Raw genomic sequence first — 25,628 nt, forward strand, 5'->3', positions numbered from 1 at the left:
CGCCATGAAAAAAGCGCCGCGGCTCACACCGCGGCGCTCAAGGCAAGCACACCCGCCAACACGTCCTTATTGCGCTTCCGACGCCCGCGCGGTGCCATCGAACTCATGTCCGGCCTGGCGGATGTCGCATCGCGCCTCACGCTCCTTGCGCACGCCGTTGAACACGATATTCAACAGCACCGCCGACACCGACGCCAGCAGAATGCCGCTGTGAAGAATCGGCTCGAGCGCGTGCGGCAGTTGCGAGAAGAACTTCGGCGCGACCACCGGCACGAGCCCGAGTCCCACGCTCACCGCGACAATGAACAGGTTGTGGTGATTCTTCGCGAAGTCCACCTTCGACAGCACCTTGATGCCGTTCGCCGCGACCATCCCGAACATCACGATGCCCGCGCCGCCCAGCACGAACGGCGGCACCGACGCGACCACCTGCGCCATCTTAGGAAAGAGGCCGAGCAGCACGAGAATCACGCCGCCCGTCGCGCAGACGAAGCGGCTCTTCACGCCCGTCACGCCGATCAAGCCGACGTTCTGCGAAAACGACGTATGCGGGAACGAGTTGAACACGCCGCCGATCAGCGTGCCGAGACCATCCACGCGCAGGCCGCGCACGAGCGCTTTCTGATCGACCGGACGTTCGACGAGATCGCCGACCGCGAGGAACATGCCCGTCGATTCGATGAACGTCACGAACATGACGATCACCATCGTCGCGACGGAGAGCGCATCGAAATGCGGCAGGCCGAAGTGGAACGGCATCACGATGCCGACCCACGGCGCATGCGCCACGCCGTCCATGCTGACGCGGCCGAGCATCGCGGCAATGACGAAGCCCGCGACGATGCCGAGCAGCACCGATATATTCGCGATGAAGCCGCGCGCGAACTTGTTGATGAGCAGAATGAGCGACAGCACGACGAGCGACAGGAGCAGATAAACCGGGTTGCCGTAGTCCGGATTGCCGACGCCGCCCGCCGCCCAGTTGATGCCCACGCCCATCAGCGACAGGCCGATCACCGCGATCACCGTGCCGACCACGACCGGCGGGAAGAAGCGCAGCAGCTTGCCGATCATCGGCGCGAGAAAGATGCCGATGACGCCCGCCGCGATCGTGGCGCCGAAGACATCGAGAATGCCGAGCGACGGATTCGTGCCGATGGCGACCATCGGTCCGACAGCGGCGAACGTGCAGCCCATGATGACCGGCAGGCGAATGCCGAAGATCCACAGGCCGAGCGTCTGGATGAGCGTCGCGACGCCGCATGAAAACAGGTCGGCGCTGATGAGGAACGCGACCTGATCCTTGGTGAGATGCATCGCCGCGCCGAGAATCAGCGGCACCGCGACGGCGCCCGCGTACATCACGAGGACGTGCTGGATCCCCAGCGTCAGAAGTTGGCCGGTGGGCAGCCGCTCGTCGCACGGATGAACCTTTGCATGCGCGTTTGCGCTGCTCGTACTCGATGCCATGTCTCTCTCCTTGAAAAGCCTTTCCACTTGAATGGCCTCCAAGGTAAGTGCGTCAAAAAGCCCTAACAAGACCACGCGACGCTATACGACGCGTTCGCATGCCGATATGAAAAACCCGCGCGGCATGCGGCAAGATGGCGTCGAAGCCTTTGCAGCAAGGGGTTTGACGCACACGCGGCGATTCATGTCGTGTGAAGAAAGGCCGCTTGATTGCGGGCATCGTTATGATGTTCATCACGAGGCCCGTATAGTCCATTTTTTGCCTGTTGCGCGCGACGGCGGGGTTAACCCGCGAATCGAGCGTTTTCCCTGACGCGTTTTCACACGACACGGAGAAGTCATTTCATGCGTTTTCTTGGCATCGATCTCGGCACCGGTTCGATCAAACTCGCCATTGTCGATGAAGCGGCGCGCGAGGTCGCATCGTCGAGCGCGGCGTATGCGGTGACGAGCGCGCATCCCGGCTGGGCCGAAACGTCCGCCGATGCGTGGCATGCCGCGCTCGTCGATGCCGCCGCGCGTTTGCCATCGGACGAACGGCAAGCGGTGAGCGCGATCGGCTTTTCCGGGCAGATGCACGGCGTCGTCCCGACCGCTGCCGATGGCCGCGCGCTGCGCCCCGCGATGCTCTGGCCCGACACGCGCGCGAGCGCCTTGCTCGACGCATGGCCCGAGCCGCAGCCGAACCCGGTCGCGCCGGGCATGGCCGGACCGCTCTTGCGCTGGCTCTCGGTGAACGAGCGCGTGGTGGCCTGCGAAATGCGATGGGCGTTGCAGCCGAAGGACTGGCTGCGCGTGCGTCTGGGCGGCACGTTCGTCACCGATCCATCCGATGCCTGCGCGACGGCGCTCGCGCATCCTTCGGGCGCGTGGGACGACGCGCTCATCGACAGGCTCGGCTTGCCGCGCGAATGGTTCGCGCCGGTCGCGGTATCGCATGGAGAAGGCGGCGCGTTGTCGGCGCGGGCGGCGGCGGAACTCGGCTTGCGCGCCGGAATTCCGATGGCCGCCGGCGCGGGCGATACGCCTTGCGCCGCGCTCGGCAGCGGCCTGCACGCGGACGGCGACGCGCTGCTCACGACGGGCAGCGGCGGGCAGATCGTCGTCATGTGCGAGGACGCGCCGCCGTCCGTGCGCGGCCTGCATGCGTATCGCGCGGCGACGGACACGTGGTATCGCATGGCCGCGATGCAGAACGTCGGCGTGGCGTTGGAAGCGGTGCGCGGCTGGCTCGGCTATGCGACGTGGCCCGCCGCCTACGACGACGCCTTCGCCGCCGACGCCAGCGCATCCGTCACCTTTCTGCCGTACCTGAGCGGCGAACGCTCGCCGTGGATGAACCCGGCGGCGCGCGGCGGATGGCTCGGACTCGGCCTCGACGACACGCGCGGCTCGATGATGCGCGCCGCATTCGAAGGCGTGGCATTCGCATTGCGTGCGGGTCTCGATGCAATCCGGAACAGCGGCACGCCGTTGTCCGCGATGCGACTCGCGGGCGGCGGATCGATCGATGCGCGCTGGCGTCAGTTGCTCGCCGATGCGCTCGATGTCGAGCTGAACGCCGTCGATTGCCCGAACGCGGCGGCGCGCGGCGCGGCGATGCTCGGCGGCATCGCGGCGGGGCATTGGCGGACGAACGAACTCGCATCGCTCGCGCCGGCCGCGACGCGCGTGGCCGCACCGCGAGGCGACGCCGCGCTTCAACGAAGGCACGCGCGTTTCATCGACCTGTACGGACGCGTCGAAGGCTGGTTCTGACGGCAAGCGCGTTAGCCCTTACACTTTGGGCTCTGCAGCACGTCCCTCACGCTCAACCCGCACGGCAACGTCCTGCGCATCACAACAACATCGACATTCCGCTATGTCCGCTTCCGTCCCGACGCAACCCGACTTCCGCTCGCGCCAGTTTTTGCTGGACCACGCGCTGCGCACGATGATCTTCTATCACCCGCACTGCATGGACCCCGCAGGCGGCTTCTATCACTTCTACAAGAACGACGGCACGATCTACGACCGCAAGTCGCGTCATCTCGTGTCGAGCACGCGCTTCGTGTTCAACTACGCGATGGCCTACAAGCACTACGGTCTCGACGAGTATCGCGGCGGCGTGCGGCATGGCATCGATTATTTGCGGGAGGTTCATCGCAATCCGCAGACGGGCGGCTATGCGTGGACGCTCAACGGCCGCGACGTGACAGATGCCACCAACCATTGCTATGGCCTCGCGTTCGTCGTGCTCGCGTATGCGAAGGCCGTCGAAGCGGGCTTCGACGAAGCGCGCGCGTATCTCGACGAAACCTGGCACGTGATGGAAACGCACTTCTGGGACGCGGCGCACGGTCTGTATAAGGACGAAGCGAGCGCGGACTGGAACGTCTCCGACTATCGCGGGCAGAACGCGAACATGCACGCATGCGAAGCGTTTCTCGCCGCGTTCGAAGCGACCGGCGAAGCGCGCTATCTCGACCGCGCCGCGCTCCTCGCCGACAACATGGTGAACCGCCAGGCGTCGCTCGCGGGCGGCCTCGTGTGGGAGCATTACAAGCCGGACTGGTCCATCGACTGGGACTACAACAAGGGCGATCGCAGCAACATCTTCAGGCCCTGGGGCTTTCAGCCGGGGCATCAGACCGAATGGGCGAAGCTGCTGCTGATTCTCGACCGGCATCGGCCTGACGCATGGCATGTGCAACGCGCGCGCGAACTGTTCGACCGCGCGCTGGAACGCTCGTGGGACGACGAGCACGGCGGCATGGTCTACGGCTTCGACACGGAAGGCAAGTTCTACGACGAAGACAAGTACTTCTGGGTGCAGGCGGAATCGCTCGCGGCGGCGGCGTTGCTCGCGGATCGCATGCAGCGCGATGGCGACATAGAAGCCGCCGTGCGCTACTGGAACGACTACGACCGCCTGTGGACCTATAGCTGGGCGCATTTCGTCGATCACAAATACGGCGCGTGGTATCGCATCCTGACGCGCGACAACCGCCAGTACAGCGACGAGAAAAGCCCCGCCGGCAAGACCGACTATCACACGATGGGCGCTTGCTACGAAGTCCTGAATATCATTCGCTGAAACCATCAATCTCAAGAAACCGAGGAACTGGACGATGAAGACAAAAGCCGCAATCGCATGGAAAGCCGGTCAGCCGCTCACCATCGAGGAAGTCGATCTCGAAGGCCCGCGCGCCGGCGAAGTGCTGATCGAAGTGAAAGCGACGGGCATCTGCCACACCGACTACTACACGCTGTCGGGCGCGGACCCGGAAGGCATCTTCCCGGCGATTCTCGGCCACGAAGGCGCGGGGGTGATCGTCGATGTCGGTCCGGGCGTCGGCACGCTGAAGAAGGGCGATCACGTGATTCCGCTCTACACGCCGGAATGCCGCGAGTGCAAGTTCTGTCTGTCGCGCAAGACGAATCTTTGCCAGAAGATTCGCGCGACGCAAGGCAAGGGCCTCATGCCCGATGCCACCTCGCGCTTCTCGCTCGACGGCAAGCCGCTCTTTCACTACATGGGCACGTCGACGTTTTCGAACTACATCGTCGTGCCGGAGATCGCCGTCGCGAAGGTGCGTGAAGACGCGCCGTTCGACAAGATCTGCTACATCGGCTGCGGCGTGACGACGGGCGTCGGCGCGGTTGTGTATTCGGCGAAGGTGGAAGCGGGCGCGAACGTGGTCGTGTTCGGGCTGGGCGGCATCGGCCTGAACGTGATCCAGGGCGCGAAGATGGTCGGCGCGGACAAGATCATCGGTGTCGATATCAATCCGGGCCGCGTGGAACTCGCGAAGAAGTTCGGCATGACGCACTTCATCAACCCGAACGAAGTGGAGAACGTGGTCGATCACATCGTGCAATTGACCGATGGCGGCGCGGACTATTCGTTCGAATGCGTCGGCAATGTGAAGCTCATGCGTCAGGCGCTCGAATGCACGCACAAGGGCTGGGGGCAGTCGTTCATCATCGGCGTGGCGGCGGCGGGCGAAGAGATCAGCACGCGTCCGTTCCAGCTCGTCACGGGCCGCGAATGGAAGGGCTCGGCGTTCGGCGGCGCGCGCGGGCGCACGGATGTGCCGAAGATCGTCGACTGGTACATGGAAGGCAAGATCAATATCGACGATCTCATCACGCATCATCTGAAGCTCGACCAGATCAACGACGGCTTCGACCTGATGAAGAAGGGCGAGTCGATCCGTTCCGTCGTCATCTATTGAACGAAGGAGAACGCCATGCTCGAACTCATCGAGGAGCATCGCTGTTTCGATGGCGTGCAGCGCATTTATCGGCATGAGTCGAAGTCCATCGGCCTGCCCATGCGCTTCTCCGTCTTCCTGCCCGCGCAGGCGGCGTCGGGCAAGGTGCCGGCGCTGTTCTATCTCGCCGGCCTCACGTGCACCGAGGAGACGTTCCCGATCAAGGCGGGCGCGCAGCGCTACGCGGCGGAACAGGGCATTGCGCTGATCGCACCGGATACCAGTCCGCGCGGCGCCGATATTCCCGGCGAGAAAGACGCGTGGGATTTCGGCGTGGGCGCGGGCTTTTATGTCGATGCGACGCGCGAGCCGTGGAGCGAGCGGTATCGCATGTATTCGTACGTGACGCAGGATTTGCGCGAAGCGGTGCTGGCGGAATTGCCGGTGCGCGAGGACCGGCTCGGCATCTTCGGGCATTCGATGGGCGGCCACGGTGCGCTCGTGCTGGCGCTGCGCAATCCGGACGTGTATCGGAGCGTGTCGGCGTTCGCGCCGATCGCGGCGCCGTCGCTGTGTCCGTGGGGCGTGAAGGCGTTCACCGGCTATCTCGGCGACGATCGTTCGGCATGGGCTCGGTACGACGCCAGCGAACTCGTGAAGACCGCATCGCGCTTCGAGGGCGGGATTCTGATCGATCAGGGTCTGGCGGATCAGTTTCTTGCCGAGCAGCTTCATCCCGATGTATTCGAGCGCCACGCGCGCGAAGCGGGACATGACGTGACCGTGCGCCGGCATGAAGGCTACGACCACGGGTACTTCTTTATCTCGACGTTCGTCGGGGACCACATCGCGCATCACGCGCGCGTGTTGACGCGGTAAGTATCTGGCGATGCCGGTTGCGCCGCGCGCACGACCGGCATCGCAACGATCAATGCCCGCGCCTTCCCAGCAGGCTTCCTGCATATACCAGCGCCGCGAGCATCGTGATCCAGAAGCTCGTCGGCCAGTCGGTGTAATAGGCGAGCGTCAAGCCGATCCACGCCTGCGCGAGCGCGAACAGCGCCGCGAGCAGCAATCCCGCCGATAAGCGCGTCGTCACGTTCTGCGCCGCAGCAGCCGGACCGACCATCAGCGCGAACACGAGCAGCACGCCGACGATCTGCGTGCACGCCGCCACCGCGAGCGCGGTGATCGCGAGAAACAGCACCGACACGAGCCGCAGCGATACGCCTTTCGCCTCCGCCAGTTCCGGCTGCAGCGACGCGAACAGCAGCGGCCGCATGATGACGCCGAGCGCGACGAGGCTCACCGCAGCCAGCCCCGCGAGCAGAACGAGCGTCGCGTGATTCACGCCGAGCACGTTGCCGAAGAGCAGCGCGGTGGCCTGCGTCGCGTAGGCGGTGAAGAAGTGGAGAAACAGCAGGCCGAAGCCGAGCGATAGCGAAAGAATCACGCCGATGGCGACATCGCGGCCCGAGAGCTTTTCGCCGAGCGCGCCCATGCCGACGCCCGCCGCGAGCGTGAAGCCGACCATTCCCCAGATCGGCGGCATGCCGAGCAGCACCGCGCCCGTCGCGCCGGTGAAGCCGACGTGCGATAGCGCGTGGCCCGCGAACGTCTGTCCGCGCATCACGAGAAAGTAGCCGACGATCCCCGACAGCACCGCGACGATTCCCGACGCCGCGAATGCATTCACCATGAAGTCGTATTCAAACATTGTGCTTTCTACTTGACGTGGCTGTGGCCGTGACTGTGCGCATGGCCGTGATCGTGTTCATGCTCATGTTCGTGTTCGTGTTCGCCGCCTTCCTCGTGCGCGTGATCGAGCTTGTCGATCTCGACATCGCCCGACATCACGAAGATGCGGCCGTTCACGCGCATCACGTCGATGGGCGAGCCGTACAGACGCGAGAGCACGGGTTTCGTGATGACTTCATCGACGGTGCCGAGTGCGGCGCGCCCATTGCCGAGATACAGCACGCGATCGAGCGAATTCAAAAGCGGATTCAACTCGTGCGCGGAAAACAGCACGGTGATGTTGAGTTCGCGCTGCACGCGCCGCACGAGTTCGACCACGCCCGTCTGATGACGCGGATCGAGGCTGATGAGCGGTTCGTCCAGCAGCAACAGGCGCGGATTGCCGAGCAGACATTGCGCGAGCAAAAGCCGCTGACGCTCGCCGCCCGATAGCTCGGAGAGCGGCCGCGCCGCCAGTTGCCGTGCGCCGACGAGATCGAGCACGCGCTCGACATCGGCGCGAATGCGGGCATTGCGATGCGGCAGGCCCCAGCGATGTCCGTCCGCCGCCATCGCGACGAAATCGCGGCCCAGCACGCGCCGGCCCGCGAGTCCGCTGCGAATCTGCGGCATATAGCCGATGGATGCGTTGCCGCGCACCACCGCTTCGCCGTTCACGCGGATCGCGCCGGACGCGACGGGCACGAGGCCGAGCAGCGCGCGCATCAGCGTGGTCTTGCCCGCGCCGTTCGGCCCGAGCACGCCGATGAATTCGCCCGTGTTCACGGTGAAGCTCGCGTCGTTCAGGATCGCGCGGCCGCCGAGTTCCAGCGTCACGCGATCGACTTCCAGCGCGGGTTGCGGCGCTTGCGTCATCGTTGCCATCCTTGCAGCGCGCCCGCGAGCGCGTCGAGTTGCGACTGCATCCATTGCTGATACGTCTTGCCGGCGGGCAGCGTCTCCGTCACGCTGATGCTCGGCACATGCGCGTCCTTCGCGACATCGAGCAGACGCCGCGTGAGCGCGCCCGTCGCCTGGCTGTTGTAGATGAGCACATGCACGCGCCGCTCGCGCAGGTCTTTCTCGAAGGCGGCGATGTCGGCGGGGCTCGGCTCCGTCTCGTTCATCTGCGCGGTCTGGAAGCGCGTGTTGCGCATTTCGAAGCCGATGGCGTCGGACATATAGCCGAACACCGGCTCAGTCGCGGTCACGGGCACGCCCTTGTAGTGCGATTTCATCACCGCGATGCGCGCGTCGAGGGGTTTCAGCGCCTGAAGGAACGCGGCGAGGCGCGCGTCGTAATCGCTCTTGTGCGCCGGGTCCGCGCTCGACAAATAAGCGCTCACCGCTTTCGCGACGGCGGGCATCGTCGGCGGGTCGTACCAGAGATGCGGATTGTCGCCGGGCTTCTTGCCGGTCAGTTGCGCCGCGACGATCACGGTGCGCTTGCCGTCGCTCTTCGTCGCGCCGAGGAGCTTGTCCATCCACGGATCGTAGTTCGCGCCGTTATAGACGACGAGCGCCGCGTGCTGAAGCGCGCGCGCGGTCTTCGGGCTGGCTTCGAACAGATGCGGGTCTTCGTCCGGATTGTTGAGGATGCTCGTCACCGTCACGCGATCGCCGCCGAGCTGGCGGATCACATCGCCATAAAAATTCTCCGCCGCGACGACGGGCACGCGCGCGGTTTGCGCCGAAGTCTGCGCCGATGTTTGCGCGAGGGCAGGCGGGCAAAAGGCGAACGCAGCGGCGATGCACGTCAGGACATGCGCGAGTTTCATGGTTTTCCTTATGTCGATGCGGGATGTCATGCGCCGTGTTGCGCGCGATGCTTGTACTGGCAATCGCTGCAAAGCCCGCTGAGTTCGACGACCTGATGGCGCAGCTGAAAGCCGTGCGCGGGCGGGCTCGCGGAAAGCGACGAGGCGAGTTCGCGGCCCTGGATTTCGAGCGTTGCGCCGCATTCGTCGCAGATGAGGAACTGGCTTTCGTGCGGCTTGCCGGCGTCGCAGCACGCGACGAACGCGTTCTTCGACTCGATGCGATGCACGAGCCCGTTCTCGACCAGGAAATCGAGCGCGCGATAGACGGTGGTCGGCGGGACGCGCGCGCCGCGCTTCGGCTCCATCGCGTCGATGAGGTCGTACGCGCCGATGGGCTTGTGCGCCTTCAGCACGAGTTCGTAGACGTGCCGGCGCAGCGGCGTGAGGGCGAGGCCGCGCTCGTCGGCGAGCGCCTCGGCACGGGAAAGCATGATTTCGACGGATGGCATGTCGTCGTCGCTGCGGGTGCGCAGCGTCCTTCGATATGATGGTTTCGCGATGATATAACGTATCAATCGAAGTTGCATCAGCGAAGTTTGCTGAGAGGCGCACGGGCAGCGGCGTTAGCGTTTGAACAGATAGCCCGCGCGAGCGTCCTGCATGATCGCGAGAAAGCGCCGATCGGAAGCGCGCACGGTCAACGCACCGTGCGCGTGTCGGCGGTCGAAGCAGCATGCCCCGTGAGACTTGCCGCGTTGAGGTCGATGTGCTCGGCCTTGAGAAACGCTTCCTCCGTCGGCCATTTCGCGACACCGCTCGGCAATCCGAATACGAGGTCGCGTTCGTCCGGCGCATCGTATCGATCGGGCGCGGCGATGAAAGCCTTCTTGCGCCAGGCCAACGCGACGAGCGTTCTTTTCCCGGCAGTCGAGAGCTTGAACACGCGTATCCATGCCGGGTGCTCGCCGAGCGTTCCGGGGTCCGTCTTGTCATCGTCCTCGGTAGACGCTGCCGGCGCCCAGCCGACCACGATGACTTCCACCGCCTTTCCAGTTCGATCCAGCCGTTCCTGACGCTGCACCTCTTTGCCGAGCAATTGAAAGCGCGCGAGGGGCACGTGCGACCCGGCGCGGAAATATTCGGCGATAACCCAGTCGCCGCCCGAAGACACGATAGGCACGTCGCGCCGACGGTCGTAGCGGTAAATATCGGTCAGGCGCGTCAACACGGATTTCGGCACGCGGGCACCGGGAAATGCATAACGCGCGGGCTTGAAGTCGCCGGTTTCGGATCGAATGGAATTGGAGGGATTCATATCGCGCGGCAACGCCTGAGGCTGAAGCGCGACCGAAACGACTTGCCCGTCCGAGACCTTCGCGAAGTACGGCGGATGAGTCGATTCAATGGTCTCGACGATGCGTGCCGTGCCGGAGGCGGCGAAAGCGCATGCTGCGATCGACGAGAGAGCAACAGCGAATGCGCGCAACGTTGCGTTGGAACGAGTGGTCGTAATTGAGATTTCGGACATGGCCGGCAGCGTTTATGTCTGACGAGAGCGGTGGCTCAGGGCCGAGCAACTTAGCCACGCAGGAAGGGGCCGTCAACACGACGACTCCTAGAAAGACCGGCGTTCGTCGAGCGAAAACCTTCCGCGCCGCACCATCGAAACCGTACTTCCCCACCTTGACATCGCCCGTTCGAGCACCGATCATTCGATCACACAGAGAGCAATTGTTCGGCGGCAGAGCGTTCGCTCACATCGCCGGACGGCAAAAATTCGGAGACATCGGTGAGACTGAAAGACAAGGTCGCGGTCATCACAGGCGCCGCGAGCGGGATCGGTGAGGCGGTCGCGCGGCGCTATCTCGACGAAGGCGCGAAGCTCGTCATCGTCGACGTCAAGGACGAGCACGACATGGCCGGGCGCTACGCCGACACCGTCGACGCATCCGCCCGCGTGCTCGCGCTCAAAGCCGACGTCACGCGCCGCGAAGACATCGAGCGCATCGTGGCGCGCGCCGTCGAACGCTTTGGCGGAATCGATATCCTGTTCAATAACGCGGCGCTTTTCGACATGCGCCCGATCCTCGACGAATCCTGGGACGTCTACGACCGGCTGTTCGCGGTCAACGTCAAGGGCATGTTCTTCCTGATGCAGGCGGTCGCCAAGCGCATGGTGGAGCAGGGGCGCGGCGGCAAGATCATCAACATGTCGTCGCAGGCGGGGCGGCGCGGCGAGGCGCTCGTCTCGCACTACTGCGCCACCAAGGCGGCGGTCATCAGCTACACGCAATCGGCGGCGCTCGCGCTCGCGAAAGAGCGCATCAACGTGAACGGTATCGCGCCGGGCGTCGTCGATACGCCGATGTGGGAACAGGTCGATGCGCTCTTCGCGCGCTACGAAAACCGGCCGCTCGGCGAGAAGAAACGCCTCGTCGGCGAGGAAGTGCCGCTCGGCCGCATGGGCGTGCCGGCCGATCTGACCGGCGCGGCGCTCTTTCTGGCCTCCGCCGACTCCGATTACATCACCGCGCAGACGATCAACGTCGACGGCGGCAACTGGATGAGCTGACCGCGCGCGTGCGCCTTGCAGCATCGGGCGCACCGTCTATATTGAAACGGCGTCGCGGAACGATAACCCGCGCGATCCGATCGCGCATCGACACAAGCAGACAGGCGGTCCGAAAGGACCATCCGCTGCGCCCGTGCTAACGAAAAAGGAGACGAACCCAATGAAACGCACCCAACGCATCGTTCCCGCACAGCCGCGCGCGCGGCGCTCGAGCACCGCATTGCTGTCGCTATCGGCAATGTCCGCGGCCCTCGCGGCCTCGGTTTTCGTGCCGCTCTCGGCGCAGGCCGCGACGACCATCACCATCGCCACGCTGAACAATCCGGACATGATCGAGCTGAAAAAGCTCTCGCCGGCGTTCGAAAAAGCCAATCCCGACATCCAGCTGAAATGGGTGATCCTCGAAGAGAACGTGCTGCGCCAGCGCGCGACGACCGACATCACCACGAACAGCGGCCAGTTCGACGTGCTGACCATCGGCACGTATGAAGCGCCGCAGTGGGGCAAGCGCGGCTGGCTCTCGCCGATGGCGGGCCTGCCCGCGAACTACGATCTCGACGATGTCGTGAAGACCGCCCGCGACGGGCTCTCGTACAACGGTCAGCTTTACGCGCTGCCGTTCTACGTCGAAAGCTCGATGACTTACTACCGAAAGGATCTCTTCCAGGCCGCCGGCCTGAAGATGCCCGACCAGCCGACCTACGACCAGATCAAGCAGTTCGCCGACAAGCTCACCGACAAGTCGAAGGGCCAGTACGGCATCTGTCTGCGCGGCAAGGCGGGCTGGGGCGAGAACATGGCGTTCGTGTCGACGGTGGTGAACACGTTCGGCGGCGAATGGTTCAACGAGAAGTGGCAGGCGCAGCTCGATTCGCCCGAGTGGCACAAGGCGGTGTCGTTCTACGCCGATCTCCTGAAGAACGACGGCCCGCCGGGAGCAAGCTCGAACGGCTTCAACGAGAACCTCACGCTGATGTCCTCCGGCAAGTGCGCGATGTGGATCGACGCCACGGTCGCTGCCGGCATGCTCTACAACAAGGCGCAATCGCAGGTGGCCGACAAGATCGGCTTCGCGGCCGCGCCGGTCGCCGTCACGCCGAAGGGCTCGCACTGGCTGTGGTCGTGGTCGCTCGCGATCCCGAAGACGTCGAAGCAGCAGGACGCCGCGAAGAAGTTCGCCGCCTGGGCCACGTCGAAGGAATACATCGAGATGGTCGGCAAGGACGAAGGCTGGGCGTCGGTGCCGCCGGGCACGCGCAAGTCGACGTACGCGCGCCCCGAGTACAAGCAGGCCGCGCCGTTCGGCGACTTCGTGCTGAAGGCGATCGAAACGGCGGACCCGAACGACGCGACGCTGCACAAGGTGCCGTATAGCGGCATCCAGTTCGTCGGCATTCCGGAGTTCCAGTCGTTCGGCACGGTGGTCGGGCAGTCGATCGCGGGCGTCGTCGCGGGTCAGACGAGCGTCGACAACGCGCTGAAGGCAGCCAATGCCGCAGCGGATCGCGCGGTGAAGCAAGCCGGCTATCAGAAGTAAATCTTCCGCGGTACGCGGGCCGCGTCGCCTGATGCGGCCCGCCGGCATCATCATCGAGAGGTGACACGATGAGTCAACTGAATCCCCCCATCACCGATCATCACATGCAGGAGTCCGCCGCCGAGCGCGACAAGCGGCGCGCGAAGTCGGTGCGATGGCTGATTACGCCATCGAGCGGACTGCTCTTTCTGTGGATGGCTATTCCGCTCGCGATGACGATCTGGTTCTCGTTCTCGCGCTACAACCTGCTCAATCCCGATGTCAAAGGATTCGCGGGCTTCGACAACTTCCAGTTCCTCGTCACCGATCCCGCGTTCGGGCCGTCCATCGGCCATACGCTGACGCTCATCGGATCGGTGCTCGCGATCACCGTCATCGGCGGCGTGCTGCTCGCCGTGCTGTTCGACCGCAAGTTCATCGGTCAAGGCATCGCGCGTCTGCTCGTGATCGCCCCGTTCTTCGTGATGCCGACGGTCTCCGCGCTCATCTGGAAGAATATGATCCTGCATCCGGTGTACGGCCTCGTCGCTTCGCTGATGCGAACGCTCGGCATGCAGCCGATCGACTGGTTCGCGGAATTTCCGCTCTTCGCGGTCATCGTGATCGTCGCGTGGCAATGGCTGCCGTTCGCGTTCCTCATCCTCTTCACCGCGATCCAGTCGCTCGATCAGGAGCAGAAGGAAGCGGCGCGCATCGACGGCGCGGGTCCGTTCTCGATGTTCTTCTTCATCACGCTGCCGCACCTGAAGCGCGCGATTGCCGTCGTCGTGATGATGGAAACCATCTTCCTGCTCTCGATCTTCGCGGAAATCTATACGACGACCGGCGGCGGCCCCGGCACCGCGACCACGAACCTGTCGTACCTGATCTACGCGCTCGGCCTGCAGCAGTTCGACGTCGGTCTCGCATCGGCGGGCGGCATTCTCGCGGTCATTCTGGCGAACGTCGTTGCGTTCTTCCTCGTGAGAATGCTCGCGAAGAACCTCAAAGGGGAGTACGAGTCATGAGCACGCATCCCGTCACCACCACGACTTCCATGCCCGCGCTCGACCACGTCAAGCGCATCGTGCCCGGCATCGTCGCGTGGATCGTCTCGATCCTGCTGTTTTTCCCGATCTTCTGGATGACGATCACCGCGTTCAAGACCGAGCAGCAGGCGTATTCGTCGTCGCTCATCTTCACGCCGACGCTCGAAAGCTTTCGCGAAGTGTTCGCGCGCAGCAACTACTTCGGCTTCGCGTGGAATTCGGTGCTGATCTCCGTGGGCGTCACGGTCATCTGCCTGATTCTCGCGGTGCCGTGCGCCTACGCGATGGCCTTCTTCCCGACGCGAAAGACGCAAAAGCTGCTGCTCTGGATGCTGTCCACGAAGATGATGCCGTCGGTCGGCGTGCTGGTGCCGATCTATCTGCTGTGGAAGAACGCGGGCCTGCTCGATACGGTGAGCGGTCTCGTCATCGTGTACACGCTCATCAATCTGCCGATCGCCGTGTGGATGGCCTTCACGTACTTCAACGAAGTGCCGAAGGACATTCTGGAGGCGGGCCGCATCGACGGCGCGACGACGTGGCAGGAGATCGTCTATCTGCTGATGCCGATGGCGCTGCCCGGACTCGCATCGACGGGACTGCTGCTCATCATCCTTTCGTGGAACGAGGCGTTCTGGAGCATCAACCTGTCGAGTTCGAACGCGGCGCCGCTGACCGTGTTCATCGCGTCGTATTCGAGTCCGGAAGGCTTGTTCTGGGCCAAGCTGTCGGCGGCTTCGCTGCTGGCGGTCGCGCCGATCCTGATCGTCGGCTGGCTCTCGCAGAAGCAGCTGGTGCGCGGTCTCACGTTCGGCGCGGTCAAGTGAGGGCGGGCTCGTGACATCAAGTTCATTTCAAGCGGCCAATCTCGAAGATCGTCTGATGATCTGCGATTGCGACGGCGTGCTCATCGACAGCGAAGCGGTAGCAGCGCGGATGCTCGTCACCGAGTTGCAGGCGCTGTGGCCGGGCGTCGATGTCGAACCGGTCGTGATGCCGCTGCTCGGCTTGCGCATCGAAGCCGTGCTCGCGAGCGCGGCCGATACCGTGAACCGCACGCTCACGCCGGAGCAGGTCGGCGCAATCCGCACGTCCGTCGAAGCGGCGGCGGTGCAGGCGCAGCCGGTGGACGGCATCGAGGCGGCGCTGGCTGCCGTGCCGCTCACGAAGGCCTGCGCGAGCAACAGCTTTTCGTCGTACGTCGATACGGTGCTGCAGCGCACGGGCCTCGTGCGCTTCTTCGAAGACCGGCGTTTCTGCGCGGACATGGTGGCGAATCCGAAGCCCGCGCCCGACGTGTATCTGGCGGCGGCGCGCGCGATGCGCGTCGATCCGCTGCGTTGCCTCGTCGTGGAAGACAGCGTGACGGGCGTGACGGCGGCGAAGGCGGCGGGCATGCCGGTGCTCGGCTTCATCGGCGGCGGACACGCGACGGAAGGACAGATCGGCGCGCTCGAACGCGCGGGCGCCGAGATCGTGTTCGACGACATGGCGCGCCTGCCCGCGCTCGTCGATCACTGGCTGCAACACGCGACGTTCGAGGCGAAGTAGCGCGCGTGCGTGACCTAAAGAATGCATCGATGCATGGAGACACATCATGGCTAGCCTGACCCTACGCAACATCAACAAGCGATACGAAGACACCGAGGTGATGAAGAGCGTCAACCTCGATATCGACGACGGCGAGTTCGTCGTGTTCGTCGGACCGTCGGGCTGCGGCAAGTCCACGCTGATGCGCATGATCGCGGGTCTCGAAGACATCAGCGGCGGCGAGCTGATGATCGACGGCACGCGCGTGAACGAATTGCCGCCCGCCAAGCGCGGCATCGCGATGGTCTTTCAGTCGTATGCGCTCTATCCGCACATGACGCTCTACGACAACATGGCCTTCGGCCTCAAGCTCGCGGGCGAGAAGAAGCCCGCCATCGACGCCGCTGTGAAGAACGCCGCGAAGATCCTGCACATCGATCATTTGCTGGATCGCAAGCCGAAGCAGTTGTCGGGCGGGCAGCGTCAGCGCGTCGCGATCGGCCGCGCGATCACGCGCAAGCCGAAGGTCTTTCTCTTCGACGAACCGCTCTCCAATCTCGACGCCGCATTGCGCGTGAAGATGCGCCTCGAATTCGCGCGCCTTCACGACGACCTCAAGACGACGATGATCTACGTCACGCACGATCAGGTCGAAGCGATGACGCTCGCGGACAAGATCGTGGTGTTGTCGGCGGGCAATGTCGAGCAGGTCGGCACGCCGAACATGCTGTATCACGCGCCGGCGAACAAGTTCGTCGCGGGTTTCATCGGCTCGCCGAAGATGAACTTTTTGTCGGGCACGGTCGCGCAGATTCGCGACGGCGGCGTGCTCGTCAAGTACGCGACCGGCGAGACGCAGCTCGTCGGCGTGCTGCCGGGCAACGCGAAGCCGGGCGATGCGGTGACCGTCGGCATCCGGCCGGAGCATTTGCAGCCGGTGGAGGCATCGAGCGAGTATGGCGTTTCGGTATCGACGATGACGGTGGAAACGCTCGGCGACGCCGCCTATCTCTACGCGGAAACGCCCGTCGCGCCCGATGGCCTCATCTCGCGCATTCCGCCGCTGGAAAAGCACGCGCGCGGCCAGAAGCTTAAGCTCGGCAGCGAGCCGGATCACTGCCATATGTTCGATGCGGAAGGGCAGGCGTATCGGCGCAACGCGGTGCAGGCTTATCTGACGGAGCATCCCGAAGTGGTGACGCAGGCGGCGCGCGCCTGAGGTCGAAGGGCGGCACGGGCTACGCCCGACGTGCCGCTTCCCTTCTCACATCGTCGATGCCGCCGGGCGTGTCGCGCTCATACCGTGTCGTTTGGCGCGATAATCGCGCTTCGTCCGGCCCGCTGATCCATCGACACGCCCCATGCACGTCATCAACGAACTCTTCGTCTATCCCATCAAGTCTTGCGCGGGCATCGCCCTGCAACGCGCGATGCTGCTCGAAACCGGCCTCGAACACGATCGCAGCTGGATGGTCACCGACGCCACGGGCGGCATGATCACGCAGCGCACGCATCCGCGCATGGCGTTGATCGAGACCGCGTTCGACGGCGGCGATCTCGCGATCCGCGCGCCCGGCATGCCGGCGCTGCGCACGCCGCTCGACGCGCGCGCGTTGACGGGCGCGGAACGCATGCGCGCGACGGTATGGCGCGACACGGTGGATGCGCTCGACACGGGCCGCGAGACATCGCGATGGTTCAGCGACTTCTTGGGCGTGCCGGCGAAGCTCGCGCGTTTCGCGCCGGAAGTGCGCCGCAATGTCGACGAGAAATGGACCGCGCCGCTACGCACGCACACGCGCTTCGCCGATGGTTTCCCGCTGCTGGTGGTCGGCCAGGCATCGCTCGACGATCTCAACGCGCGGCTCGCGCAAAAGGGCGCGCCGGCAATAGCGGCGGACCGGTTTCGTCCGAATGTGGTGATCGGCGGGCTGGATGCGTTCGAGGAGGATTACGTCGGCGACATGCGGATTCGCGCGACGAGCGGCGATGTCGCGCTCAGGCTCGTCAAGCTCTGCACGCGCTGCCCGGTGCCGACGATCGATCAGCGCACCGGCGCGCCGAATCCCGCGTGGCCGCACGAGCCGCTCGACACGATGAGCACGTACCGCGCGAGCGAGCAGCATGGCGGCGCGCTGACGTTCGGCAAGAACGCGGTGGTCGTGAACGGCGAGGGCATCGCGCTGGAAGTGGGGCAGGCGGTCGAAGCGGAAATCGACTTCTGAGCGCCCGCCGCGTCGGGTGCGTCAGGCTTCGAGCGCGGCGCGCGCGCACAGTTCGTCGGTGACGAGGCCGGACAGCCATTGACCTTTGAGCGCGGCGATCAACGCGTCGCGCTTGCGTTGTCCGCCTGCGAAGCCGATGGTCGGCCGCTTCGGCGGCGAATCGAGCTTGAGGCTCGTGACGCGCGCGCCGGTTTTCGACACGACGCGTTTGCCTTGCGCGTCGATCGGCAGTCCGAGCCATTCGGCGACGGCGCCGCCGTGCATCATTTCTTCGACTTCGCTGCGCGTGATGAAGCCGTCTTCGTGCAGCGGACAGTTGATGCCCACGTTGCCGATGCCGACGAACGCGACATCGGCTTTCTGCGCGAGTTCATCGACGATGCGGTAGAGCCGGTGATTGACCCACTGCGCGCGTTCGGCTTCGCTGTCGGCCATGAGCGGCGCGGGCAGCATGAAGTGCTTGCCGCCGGTTTTTTCCGAGAGCTGCTGGGCGACGTCGTAGCGATTCGACGATCCGTCCTGCGCGATGGCGCCGACCATCGACACGAAGCGATGCTGCGGCCGGTCGATCTGTCCGATTTGCGCGACGACTGCCTTGAGGGTGCGCCCGCTGCCGATGGACACGACGATGGGCTTGTCGTTGGCGAGATAGCGTTCCATGACTTGCGCGCCGGCGACGGCGAGCTTGCGATCGACTTGCTCGGTGGTGTCGCCGTCGATGGGCACGACTTCGCACAGTGCGAGGCCGTAGCGTTCGCAGAGTTGTTGGGCGAGCGACAGGCAATCGGCGATGCGATGGTCGACCCGCACGCGGATCAGGTTCTTCTCCACGGCGAAGGCCACCAGCCGTTGCGCGACGGGACGCGAGATTTGCAGCTTCTCGGCGATCTCGTTTTGCGTATTGCCGGCGACGTAGTACAGCCACGCTGCGCGGGTTGCCAGGTCGAGCTTTTCGTTTGATTTCGGCACTTTTTTTCGTCGATTTTTTAGCGCTTGTTTCCTTCGTGGAGCGGACGGGTTTTTTTTTGCTGCGCGGTTTGGGGGTGCTTTATGTTCGTGTCGGTCTATTAGCACGCCCCTCCCCGGGGCGGGGGTCACTTTCTTTGCTGCTGCAAAGAAAGTAACCAAAGAAAGCAGCTTTTCTGGCCCGAAGCACTGACTGTGTCACCACTCCGTAGAACCAGATTGGCACTCAGTTTGACACAGCCCTGAATCACCTTCCGCGCCCACTGAGCGCCACCCCATGCGAGCCCCCGGGCTCGACAAAACCATCGGGGCACCACGCACCACGCAGCCATGACTCCCCAACAATGTACGCGGTCCTGAGCATGTTCGCACACCGTGTATCGTTAAATCGGCCGGTGGCGGTGGTGTTCCGCAGCAGGTTCCGTTTTCTAGTGTTGCGCCTTGTGCTCAGTGGGTTTTGTCGAGCCCGGGGGCTCGCGTGGGGTGGCGCACAGTGGGCGCGGAAGGTGATTCAAGGTTGATTCAAGCTGAGTGCCAACGTGGATCTACAGAGTGGTCACGCTTTCGATGCATCGGGCCCAGAAAGCTGCTTTCTTTGGTTACTTTCTTTGCAGCAGCAAAGAAAGTGACCCCCGCCCCGGGGAGGGGCAGCCTAATAGACCGACGCGAAAAAACCCAAACCGCAAACGAGCCCCATCGTGCAAACGATATCAAACCAGCCTTGGCCGCGAAACATCGAACAACGGCCGTACGTGCTGATACAACTCGCGAAACCCTTTGAGCCGCTGGCGCAGAACCCGATGCCTCTCGCCATCCGGCGAGAACTCCTGCTTGACAGCAGGCTTAGCTAGCACGACCGCCGGATCGCCCCCGGCCGCAAGCCATCCCAACCGTGCAGCCCCGAGCGCCGCTCCGGTCTCTCCACCGCCGTGCGTCCGCGTCGGCGTATCGAAAGCATCGGCGAACATCTGCCCCCAGTACGCGCTGCGAGCGCCGCCGCCCAGCATCGACAAAGCCCGCGTCTGCGTTCCCGCGGATTGCAGCGCATCGAAGCCATCCGTGAGCGCGAGCGTCACGCCCTCGAGCACCGAATAACCGAGCAAAGCACGATCGGTCGCATGCGTCATGCCGAAGAAGACGCCCTGCGCGTAAGGATCGTTATGCGGCGTGCGCTCGCCGCTCAGGTACGGCAAGAACAACGGCGCAGTCGATAAAGCCTCGCGCGGCAGCGCCTCGATCTCGGCGAGCAGCGTCGGCTCGTCCGTCGACGTCAGCTTGCACACCCAGCGCAGGCAACTCGCCGCCGACAACACCACGCTCATCTGATGCCATCTGTCCGGAATCGCATGACAGAACGCATGCACCGCCGACGCCGGATTCGGCCGGAAACGATCGCCGACCACGCACAGCACGCCCGATGTCCCGAGCGACAGGAAGCCGTCTCCCGGCTCCGTGGCGCCGATGCCCACGGCGCTCGCGGCATTGTCGCCGCCGCCCGCCGCGACGATCACGTCATCGCCCAAACCCAACTCGCGCGCAACCGACGGCAGCAACGTGCCCGAAGGCGCGCTGCCTTCGGCCAGCGCCGGCATCTGCTGACGCGTCATCCCGCACGCTTCGAGCAGCTCGTCCGACCAGTCGCGCCGCGCGACATCGAGCCAGAGCGTGCCTGCCGCATCCGATGGGTCCGACACCTTCGTGCCCGTCAGATGCATCCGCAAATAATCCTTCGGCAGCAGCACGCACGCCGTCTGCGCGAAGATGACCGGCTCGTTGTGCCGCACCCACAGCAGCTTCGGCGCGGTGAAGCCGGGCATCGCCAGATTGCCGGCGATCTCGTGCAAATGAGGCGCACGTTCGTATAGCTCGGCGCACTCCTTGTCGCTGCGCATGTCGTTCCAAAGGATCGCGGGACGCAGCACGCGATCCGTCGAATCGAGTAGCACCGCGCCGTGCATCTGCCCCGACAGGCCGATGCCGCGCACCTGCGCGAACTCCGACGGATATTGCTCGCGAAGCTTGAAAAGCGCGGCGCGCGTGCCTTCCCACCAGTCGAGCGGATTCTGCTCGGACCAGCGCGGCTTCGGACGAGAAACGGTGAACGGCGTGCCCGCCGTGCCGACGACGCTGCCGTCGCTCGCGAGCAGCAGCACTTTAACTTCGGAGGTGCCGAGGTCGATGCCTAAGTACATGAAGGGTGCCTTGGGTCATGGCCGGGACTCGTCCGGCGGAAACAGGGAATGTAACGCCGTGCGCGGCGCCGCGCCATGAGCACAACACCGGAGCGGCGCACAGCAACGTTCTGGCTACGGACGATTCGCGAGCCACGCATCCACACGCGCGATCGCCGTGCGCATCACGCGTTCGAGGTGCTCCGTCTGCGCCATGCTGCCCCACAGCAGCTTGTCGGCGACGAACGCCTTGATCGGATCGTCCGATGTGAAATAGCCATGCGCGACGGCCGGTTCCATCACGCCGTCCTGATACGCATACGGCAGCTTGTTCTCGTGCCAGCGCTCGAGAAAGCGGAAGAAGAGCGCGGGCAGAACGGCGGTCGCGTCCGGATCGACGTTGCGCGCGAAGCATTCCGACAGCGTCGGCGCGATGAACCCCGGCAGCTTCGAGAAACCGTCCGCCGCGACGCGCTGGTTCGTATCCTTGATGTACGGATTGCTGAAGCGGTCGAGCACCACGTCGCGGTATTTCGCGAGATCGATCGGGCTCGGCGTGAGGCACGGAATCACGTCCTCGGTGACATAGGCTTCCGCCAGCGCGCGGATTTCCATGTCCTGCGTGCCTTCGTGAATGTATTGCAGGCCGACGAGCGTTCCCGCCCACGCGATGCAGCTATGGCTCGCGTTCAGAATGCGGATCTTCGCTTCCTCGTACGGATGCACGGATTCGACCATCTCCGCGCCGACTTTCTCCCACGCCGGCCGCCCCGCGATGAAGTTGTCCTCGATCACCCACTGGATAAACTTTTCGCCCATCACCGGCGCCTTGTCGTCGAAGCCAGTCGCGGCCTTCACGCGCTCCGCGACATCCGGCGTCGGGCGCGGCGTGATGCGATCGACCATCGCGTTCGGGCACGACGTGTTCGCGATCATCCAGCCGCGCAGCGCCGTCTCGCCGCGCAGTTGCAGGAATTCGAGCATGCCCGCCTTGAAGCGGTCGCCGTTGCTGCGCAGGTTGTCGCAGTTTTGCAGCGACACCTTGCCCGCGCCGTTCTTCATGCGCGCATCGAGAATGGCCGCGAGCGCGCCGTAGATCGTGGTCTTCGCGCCCTTGAGATCGGCGGCGAGGTCGGCGTTGGAAGTATCGAGCTTGTCGTGCTCGTCGAGGTAATAGCCGCCTTCCGTGACGGTGAAGGAGACGATCTTCGTCTGCGGGTCCGCGCCCGTCGCGATCAGTTGGCTCAGATCGGCGGACCACGGTACGACCTTCTTGATCGACCGGACCGTTTCGTACTCGCGCTCGCCCTGCGGCGTGACGGTTTCGAGCGTGTAGGCGCCGCCCTGCGCCGCGAGCGCGTCGAGCACGGCGTTCATGTCGCCGCGAATATTGCCGACGGCCAGCGACCACGACGCATCGCCGGATTCGATCAGCCGGTGCAGATACCACGCCTGATGCGCGCGATGAAACGATCCCGCGCCGATGTGCAGGATCACGTTCGCGCTCGCCTTCTCAACGTTAGCTTGGGTGCTCATATCGTCTCTTCCCTTGATGGCTGTGGCGTCCGTTCTGCGCGGACGGCTAAGTGAACATTTGCTCTGTCGGTGGTCGAATGATCGTATCCGTTATCGCGAAAGTCAAGGTACGCGCAAGGCGCCCGGTCGTTGCGATGCGGTGCGATTCGCCCGCCTTTCGCCGCGCCTGGCTTGGCGGGCGGCGGCTCGCGACGCGCGCTGCATCGCACCATTCGCGGCGCGCGGGCTGATCGGGAAATACCCGGATAGCCAGCGCGGCGCGGATTGGCGGAAGGTGCATGCGGTTTCGCCATAACAAGATAGACCGCAAAACAACACGCCACGGACACGCAACGGAGACGCGAATGGATTACGTGATCGGCATCGACATCGGCACGCAAAGCACGAAGGCGCTCGTCGTCGATACGCGCGGCGCGATCGTCGCGCAGCATTCGAGCGCCTACCATCCGGATACGCCCAGGCCGCTCTGGGCCGAGCAATGGCCGCAGGTCTGGTTCGATGCGGTGACCGCGTGCATCGCGGCGTGCGTCGCGAAGGCGAAGGAGCAGGGCATCGGCGCGCAGCAGATCAAGTCGCTGTGCGTGAGCAGCCTGTATGGCGGCTCGGGCATTCCCGTCGACGAAAACTTCGAGCCGCTTCATCCGTGCCTCATCTGGATGGATCGACGCGCGACCGCCGAGGTCGACTGGGTGCGCGAGCACGTCGACGTGGCGCGCCTCGAAGCTATCACCGGCAACGGCGTCGACAGCTACTACGGTTTCACGAAGATGCTGTGGCTGCGCAATCATCGGCCCGCCGTGTGGAGCAAGACGCGCTGGCTCCTGCCGCCGAACGCGTTCGTGATCCAGCGGCTGACGGGCGCGCTCGCCGTCGATCACAGTTCGGCGGGCAATCTCGGCGGCGTGTACGACGTGCACGCGCGCGCGTGGTCTAACGAGGCGCTCGACATGCTCGGCATTCCCGCGTCCATGATGCCGGAGCGGCTCGTCGAATCGTCGGACGTGGTGGGCGGACTCTTGCCGCAGTGGGCCGGCAAGCTCGGACTCGCGGCGGATACGCCGGTCGTCGCGGGCGGCGTCGATGCGGCCGTCGCGACCTTCGCTGCCGGCGTGACGCAGGCGGGGCATCACGTCGCGATGATCGGCACGAGCATGTGCTGGGGCTACATCAACCAGAGCGTGGATGCGCGTCACGGACTCGTGTCGATGCCGCACGTCTACAACGGCAAGCGCGATCTCTACGTGTTCGGCGGCGCGAGCACGGCGGGCGCGTGCGTCGCGTGGTATCGCGATCAATTTTGTCAGGCGGAGATCGAAGCCGCGAAGCACGCGCCGCACGGCGACGCGCATCGGCTGCTGGAAGAGGCGGCGTCGAAGGTCGCGGCGGGATCGGACGGCGTCGTGTTCCTGCCGTATCTGATGGGCGAGCGCAGTCCGGTCTGGGACGCGCACGCGAGCGGCGCGTTCGTCGGCCTGAATCTGTTTCACACGCGCTCGACGCTGTATCGCGCGGTGCTGGAAGGCGTCGCGTTCGCGCTCAGGCACAACATGGAGGCGGGGCGGCGCGGGGCGCAATCGCTGGATGACCGGCTGATCGTCGTCGGCGGCGCGGCGCATTCGGACCTGTGGATGCAGATCATCGCCGATGTGACGGGCTATCCGGTGCTGTCGATCGAACAGGAAGTGGAAGCGGCGATGGGCGCGGCGCTGCTCGCGGCGCTCGGCGCGGGCCTCGTCTCACGCGAAACGGCCGAAGGCGGCTGGGTCACGCTCGTCGAACGCGCCACGCCGGATGCCGGGCGGCAGCGCGTGTATCAGGACCGCTTCGGCGTGTACGTCGATCTTTATCCGACGCTCAAGAACGCGATGCACCGGTTGCGCGCGGAGTAGCAATCAGCGGGCAGTGCCCGCGTGGGCATCGAAGACCGGGCCCTGGACGAAGTGCACGTCGAACTGTTGCAGCGCGTTGAACTGCGCTTCGTCCGACACATTGCAGAAGATCAGCGGAATCTTCAGCCGATGCGCGTAGCCGACGAGATGCTTCACCACGGAATCGCGCAGCGCGGCGGCGGCATCCATCTTGATGAAATCGAGCCGCGCCATCTCCGACACCGCCATGATCTGGCCCGCGTTGGGCAGATTTCCCGCCACCTTGAAGCCGTAGTGCTGATAGCTCTTCGTCAGATAGCCGAGAAACGTCTTGTGCGCGACGGCCGCCGCCGGCAGTTCGATCACCACGCGCGACGGATTGATCCCGAACTCCAGCAGCACCGACGAAAAGTGCAGCCCGTGATCGTACTTCACGCTTTTCAATAGCCGCTCGTGCACGCGCAGAAAGAGCAGGCCCGCGCGCTGGCGCCCGAAGAAATTGAACGCATGCAGCGCGCGCGATAGCCGGTCGAGCGCGACCAGCTCGCGATCGTCGTCGAGATGCGCGAAGGGATCGCGCGGAAGGTCGCCTTCGATCAGCGTCAGCGCCTGCAAACCCAGTTCGTCGCCGAAACGCTCGGCGCTTTCCGGCGATGCGGAGAGCGTTTGCGGAAAGCTGTGCGTGCCGACATCGAAGATAGGTTCATACGCGCTCGCCACGGTCAGATCGCGGTAATGCGCGATGGCCTGCTGCGCGTGCTCGCCTTCGCCCAGGACGATATGCGCGCCGAGGAACGGATGTTCCGCAGCCCGGGCGACGAGTTCTGGCAAGGACGGGGCGATCATGGAATGACGGGCGTAGGCGGGGATAGTTGAAGTTGTGATGTCGATGGTATCAGCGCGCGGCCGGACGCCTTCCACCAAATCGACATATTGATGTGCGCGGCGCGCGGCGTCGAATCAGGGTTTACGATCTATTTTCACTAAACGTAATCGGTTTAACATTCGTGAATCATGTCTTGTCGAGGACTC

Annotated in this window: 22 protein-coding genes; 12 read left to right on the forward strand and 10 right to left on the reverse strand. The window is 64.5% G+C overall.

Features of this window, described 5'->3' with window-relative positions; genetic code table 11:
• Positions 1-66: 66 nt before the first annotated feature.
• The gene (locus AWB72_RS03635; RefSeq protein WP_040051681.1) at positions 67-1,470 is read right to left on the reverse strand and encodes a nucleobase:cation symporter-2 family protein; all 1,404 of its coding nucleotides are present in this window, start codon (positions 1,468-1,470) and stop codon (positions 67-69) included.
• A 345-nt stretch (positions 1,471-1,815) separates the two neighbouring features.
• On the opposite strand from AWB72_RS03635, the gene AWB72_RS03640 reads away from it, so the two are divergent.
• The 4 genes from AWB72_RS03640 (at position 1,816) to fghA (ending at position 6,545) form a co-directional block, all read left to right on the forward strand.
• The gene (locus AWB72_RS03640; RefSeq protein ID WP_040051682.1) at positions 1,816-3,228 is read left to right on the forward strand and encodes a xylulokinase; all 1,413 of its coding nucleotides are present in this window, start codon (positions 1,816-1,818) and stop codon (positions 3,226-3,228) included.
• A gap of 103 nt (positions 3,229-3,331) precedes the next feature.
• Positions 3,332-4,546 (forward strand): AGE family epimerase/isomerase, encoded by a 1,215-nt coding sequence (locus AWB72_RS03645; RefSeq protein ID WP_040051683.1) that lies wholly within the window; start codon positions 3,332-3,334, stop codon positions 4,544-4,546.
• 34 nt (positions 4,547-4,580) lie between these two features.
• The gene (locus AWB72_RS03650) at positions 4,581-5,687 is read left to right on the forward strand and encodes an S-(hydroxymethyl)glutathione dehydrogenase/class III alcohol dehydrogenase (protein ID WP_035961252.1); all 1,107 of its coding nucleotides are present in this window, start codon (positions 4,581-4,583) and stop codon (positions 5,685-5,687) included.
• A 15-nt stretch (positions 5,688-5,702) separates the two neighbouring features.
• Positions 5,703-6,545 carry an S-formylglutathione hydrolase gene (fghA, locus tag AWB72_RS03655; RefSeq protein ID WP_040051684.1) on the forward strand — a complete coding sequence of 281 codons (843 nt, stop codon included), beginning with the start codon at positions 5,703-5,705 and terminating at the stop codon, positions 6,543-6,545.
• Positions 6,546-6,594: 49 nt separating this feature from the next.
• On the opposite strand, the gene AWB72_RS03660 is transcribed toward fghA, so the two are convergent.
• The 5 genes from AWB72_RS03660 to AWB72_RS03680 all read right to left on the reverse strand — a co-directional run bounded on the left by AWB72_RS03660 (position 6,595) and on the right by AWB72_RS03680 (position 10,691).
• Positions 6,595-7,383 carry a metal ABC transporter permease gene (locus tag AWB72_RS03660; protein ID WP_040051685.1) on the reverse strand — a complete coding sequence of 263 codons (789 nt, stop codon included), beginning with the start codon at positions 7,381-7,383 and terminating at the stop codon, positions 6,595-6,597.
• Positions 7,384-7,391: 8 nt separating this feature from the next.
• Positions 7,392-8,279, reverse strand: coding sequence for a metal ABC transporter ATP-binding protein (locus AWB72_RS03665; RefSeq protein WP_040051941.1), 888 nt, complete (start codon positions 8,277-8,279; stop codon positions 7,392-7,394).
• Positions 8,276-9,181, reverse strand: coding sequence for a metal ABC transporter solute-binding protein (locus AWB72_RS03670; RefSeq protein ID WP_040051686.1), 906 nt, complete (start codon positions 9,179-9,181; stop codon positions 8,276-8,278). The genes AWB72_RS03665 and AWB72_RS03670 overlap by 4 nt, the downstream gene beginning before the upstream one ends.
• Before the next feature lie 26 nt (positions 9,182-9,207).
• A complete protein-coding gene (locus AWB72_RS03675; RefSeq protein ID WP_040051687.1) occupies positions 9,208-9,672 on the reverse strand; it encodes a Fur family transcriptional regulator in 465 nt (154 codons plus the stop codon).
• Positions 9,673-9,860: 188 nt separating this feature from the next.
• Positions 9,861-10,691 (reverse strand): hypothetical protein, encoded by an 831-nt coding sequence (locus AWB72_RS03680; protein ID WP_143754572.1) that lies wholly within the window; start codon positions 10,689-10,691, stop codon positions 9,861-9,863.
• 261 nt (positions 10,692-10,952) lie between these two features.
• On the opposite strand from AWB72_RS03680, the gene AWB72_RS03685 reads away from it, so the two are divergent.
• The 7 genes from AWB72_RS03685 (at position 10,953) to AWB72_RS03715 (ending at position 18,055) form a co-directional block, all read left to right on the forward strand.
• Positions 10,953-11,735, forward strand: coding sequence for an L-iditol 2-dehydrogenase (locus tag AWB72_RS03685; RefSeq protein WP_040051689.1), 783 nt, complete (start codon positions 10,953-10,955; stop codon positions 11,733-11,735).
• Positions 11,736-11,973: 238 nt separating this feature from the next.
• Complete coding sequence (locus AWB72_RS03690) at positions 11,974-13,272, forward strand: ABC transporter substrate-binding protein (protein ID WP_040051942.1); 1,299 nt, start codon at positions 11,974-11,976, stop codon at positions 13,270-13,272.
• 104 nt (positions 13,273-13,376) lie between these two features.
• Positions 13,377-14,279: a carbohydrate ABC transporter permease gene (locus AWB72_RS03695; RefSeq protein ID WP_244285534.1), complete on the forward strand. Its 903-nt coding sequence runs from the start codon at positions 13,377-13,379 to the stop codon at positions 14,277-14,279.
• Positions 14,276-15,127: a carbohydrate ABC transporter permease gene (locus AWB72_RS03700; protein ID WP_040051691.1), complete on the forward strand. Its 852-nt coding sequence runs from the start codon at positions 14,276-14,278 to the stop codon at positions 15,125-15,127. The genes AWB72_RS03695 and AWB72_RS03700 overlap by 4 nt, the downstream gene beginning before the upstream one ends.
• A 55-nt stretch (positions 15,128-15,182) precedes the next feature.
• Positions 15,183-15,851, forward strand: coding sequence for an HAD family hydrolase (locus tag AWB72_RS03705; RefSeq protein ID WP_052450004.1), 669 nt, complete (start codon positions 15,183-15,185; stop codon positions 15,849-15,851).
• A 46-nt stretch (positions 15,852-15,897) separates the two neighbouring features.
• Positions 15,898-17,049: an ABC transporter ATP-binding protein gene (locus AWB72_RS03710; protein WP_040051693.1), complete on the forward strand. Its 1,152-nt coding sequence runs from the start codon at positions 15,898-15,900 to the stop codon at positions 17,047-17,049.
• Between the two features lie 142 nt (positions 17,050-17,191).
• Positions 17,192-18,055, forward strand: a complete 864-nt coding sequence (locus AWB72_RS03715) for an MOSC domain-containing protein (RefSeq protein WP_040051694.1) — start codon at positions 17,192-17,194, stop codon at positions 18,053-18,055.
• A gap of 21 nt (positions 18,056-18,076) precedes the next feature.
• On the opposite strand, the gene AWB72_RS03720 is transcribed toward AWB72_RS03715, so the two are convergent.
• The 3 genes from AWB72_RS03720 to dalD all read right to left on the reverse strand — a co-directional run bounded on the left by AWB72_RS03720 (position 18,077) and on the right by dalD (position 22,728).
• On the reverse strand, positions 18,077-19,024 hold the full coding sequence (locus AWB72_RS03720) for a sugar-binding transcriptional regulator (RefSeq protein ID WP_040051695.1): 948 nt from the start codon (positions 19,022-19,024) through the stop codon (positions 18,077-18,079).
• 707 nt (positions 19,025-19,731) lie between these two features.
• The gene (gene xylB / locus AWB72_RS03725) at positions 19,732-21,213 is read right to left on the reverse strand and encodes a xylulokinase (RefSeq protein WP_040051696.1); all 1,482 of its coding nucleotides are present in this window, start codon (positions 21,211-21,213) and stop codon (positions 19,732-19,734) included.
• Between the two features lie 114 nt (positions 21,214-21,327).
• Positions 21,328-22,728 carry a D-arabinitol 4-dehydrogenase gene (gene dalD, locus AWB72_RS03730; RefSeq protein ID WP_040051697.1) on the reverse strand — a complete coding sequence of 467 codons (1,401 nt, stop codon included), beginning with the start codon at positions 22,726-22,728 and terminating at the stop codon, positions 21,328-21,330.
• 344 nt (positions 22,729-23,072) lie between these two features.
• Between dalD and AWB72_RS03735 the strand changes: the two genes are divergently transcribed.
• A complete protein-coding gene (locus AWB72_RS03735; protein ID WP_040051698.1) occupies positions 23,073-24,617 on the forward strand; it encodes an FGGY-family carbohydrate kinase in 1,545 nt (514 codons plus the stop codon).
• 3 nt (positions 24,618-24,620) lie between these two features.
• Here AWB72_RS03735 and AWB72_RS03740 read toward each other — a convergent pair whose 3' ends face one another.
• Positions 24,621-25,442 carry an EAL domain-containing protein gene (locus AWB72_RS03740; RefSeq protein ID WP_040051699.1) on the reverse strand — a complete coding sequence of 274 codons (822 nt, stop codon included), beginning with the start codon at positions 25,440-25,442 and terminating at the stop codon, positions 24,621-24,623.
• Between the last annotated feature and the right edge of the window lie 186 nt (positions 25,443-25,628).

The sequence above is a fragment of the Caballeronia concitans genome (assembly GCF_001544615.1).
Lineage (GTDB): Bacteria > Pseudomonadota > Gammaproteobacteria > Burkholderiales > Burkholderiaceae > Caballeronia > Caballeronia concitans.

Bases quoted from the DNA above. Each gene is read 5' to 3' on its own strand.
- AWB72_RS03635 (WP_040051681.1), bottom strand. From the start codon at position 1,470: ATGGCATCGAGTACGAGCAGCGCAAACGCGCATGCAAAGGTTCATCCG.
- AWB72_RS03640 (WP_040051682.1), top strand. From the start codon at position 1,816: ATGCGTTTTCTTGGCATCGATCTCGGCACCGGTTCGATCAAACTCGCC.
- AWB72_RS03645 (WP_040051683.1), top strand. From the start codon at position 3,332: ATGTCCGCTTCCGTCCCGACGCAACCCGACTTCCGCTCGCGCCAGTTT.
- AWB72_RS03650 (WP_035961252.1), top strand. From the start codon at position 4,581: ATGAAGACAAAAGCCGCAATCGCATGGAAAGCCGGTCAGCCGCTCACC.
- fghA (WP_040051684.1), top strand. From the start codon at position 5,703: ATGCTCGAACTCATCGAGGAGCATCGCTGTTTCGATGGCGTGCAGCGC.
- AWB72_RS03660 (WP_040051685.1), bottom strand. From the start codon at position 7,383: ATGTTTGAATACGACTTCATGGTGAATGCATTCGCGGCGTCGGGAATC.
- AWB72_RS03665 (WP_040051941.1), bottom strand. From the start codon at position 8,279: ATGACGCAAGCGCCGCAACCCGCGCTGGAAGTCGATCGCGTGACGCTG.
- AWB72_RS03670 (WP_040051686.1), bottom strand. From the start codon at position 9,181: ATGAAACTCGCGCATGTCCTGACGTGCATCGCCGCTGCGTTCGCCTTT.
- AWB72_RS03675 (WP_040051687.1), bottom strand. From the start codon at position 9,672: ATGCCATCCGTCGAAATCATGCTTTCCCGTGCCGAGGCGCTCGCCGAC.
- AWB72_RS03680 (WP_143754572.1), bottom strand. From the start codon at position 10,691: ATGTCCGAAATCTCAATTACGACCACTCGTTCCAACGCAACGTTGCGC.
- AWB72_RS03690 (WP_040051942.1), top strand. From the start codon at position 11,974: ATGTCCGCGGCCCTCGCGGCCTCGGTTTTCGTGCCGCTCTCGGCGCAG.
- AWB72_RS03695 (WP_244285534.1), top strand. From the start codon at position 13,377: ATGCAGGAGTCCGCCGCCGAGCGCGACAAGCGGCGCGCGAAGTCGGTG.
- AWB72_RS03700 (WP_040051691.1), top strand. From the start codon at position 14,276: ATGAGCACGCATCCCGTCACCACCACGACTTCCATGCCCGCGCTCGAC.
- AWB72_RS03705 (WP_052450004.1), top strand. From the start codon at position 15,183: ATGATCTGCGATTGCGACGGCGTGCTCATCGACAGCGAAGCGGTAGCA.
- AWB72_RS03710 (WP_040051693.1), top strand. From the start codon at position 15,898: ATGGCTAGCCTGACCCTACGCAACATCAACAAGCGATACGAAGACACC.
- AWB72_RS03715 (WP_040051694.1), top strand. From the start codon at position 17,192: ATGCACGTCATCAACGAACTCTTCGTCTATCCCATCAAGTCTTGCGCG.
- xylB (WP_040051696.1), bottom strand. From the start codon at position 21,213: ATGTACTTAGGCATCGACCTCGGCACCTCCGAAGTTAAAGTGCTGCTG.
- dalD (WP_040051697.1), bottom strand. From the start codon at position 22,728: ATGAGCACCCAAGCTAACGTTGAGAAGGCGAGCGCGAACGTGATCCTG.
- AWB72_RS03735 (WP_040051698.1), top strand. From the start codon at position 23,073: ATGGATTACGTGATCGGCATCGACATCGGCACGCAAAGCACGAAGGCG.
- AWB72_RS03740 (WP_040051699.1), bottom strand. From the start codon at position 25,442: ATGATCGCCCCGTCCTTGCCAGAACTCGTCGCCCGGGCTGCGGAACAT.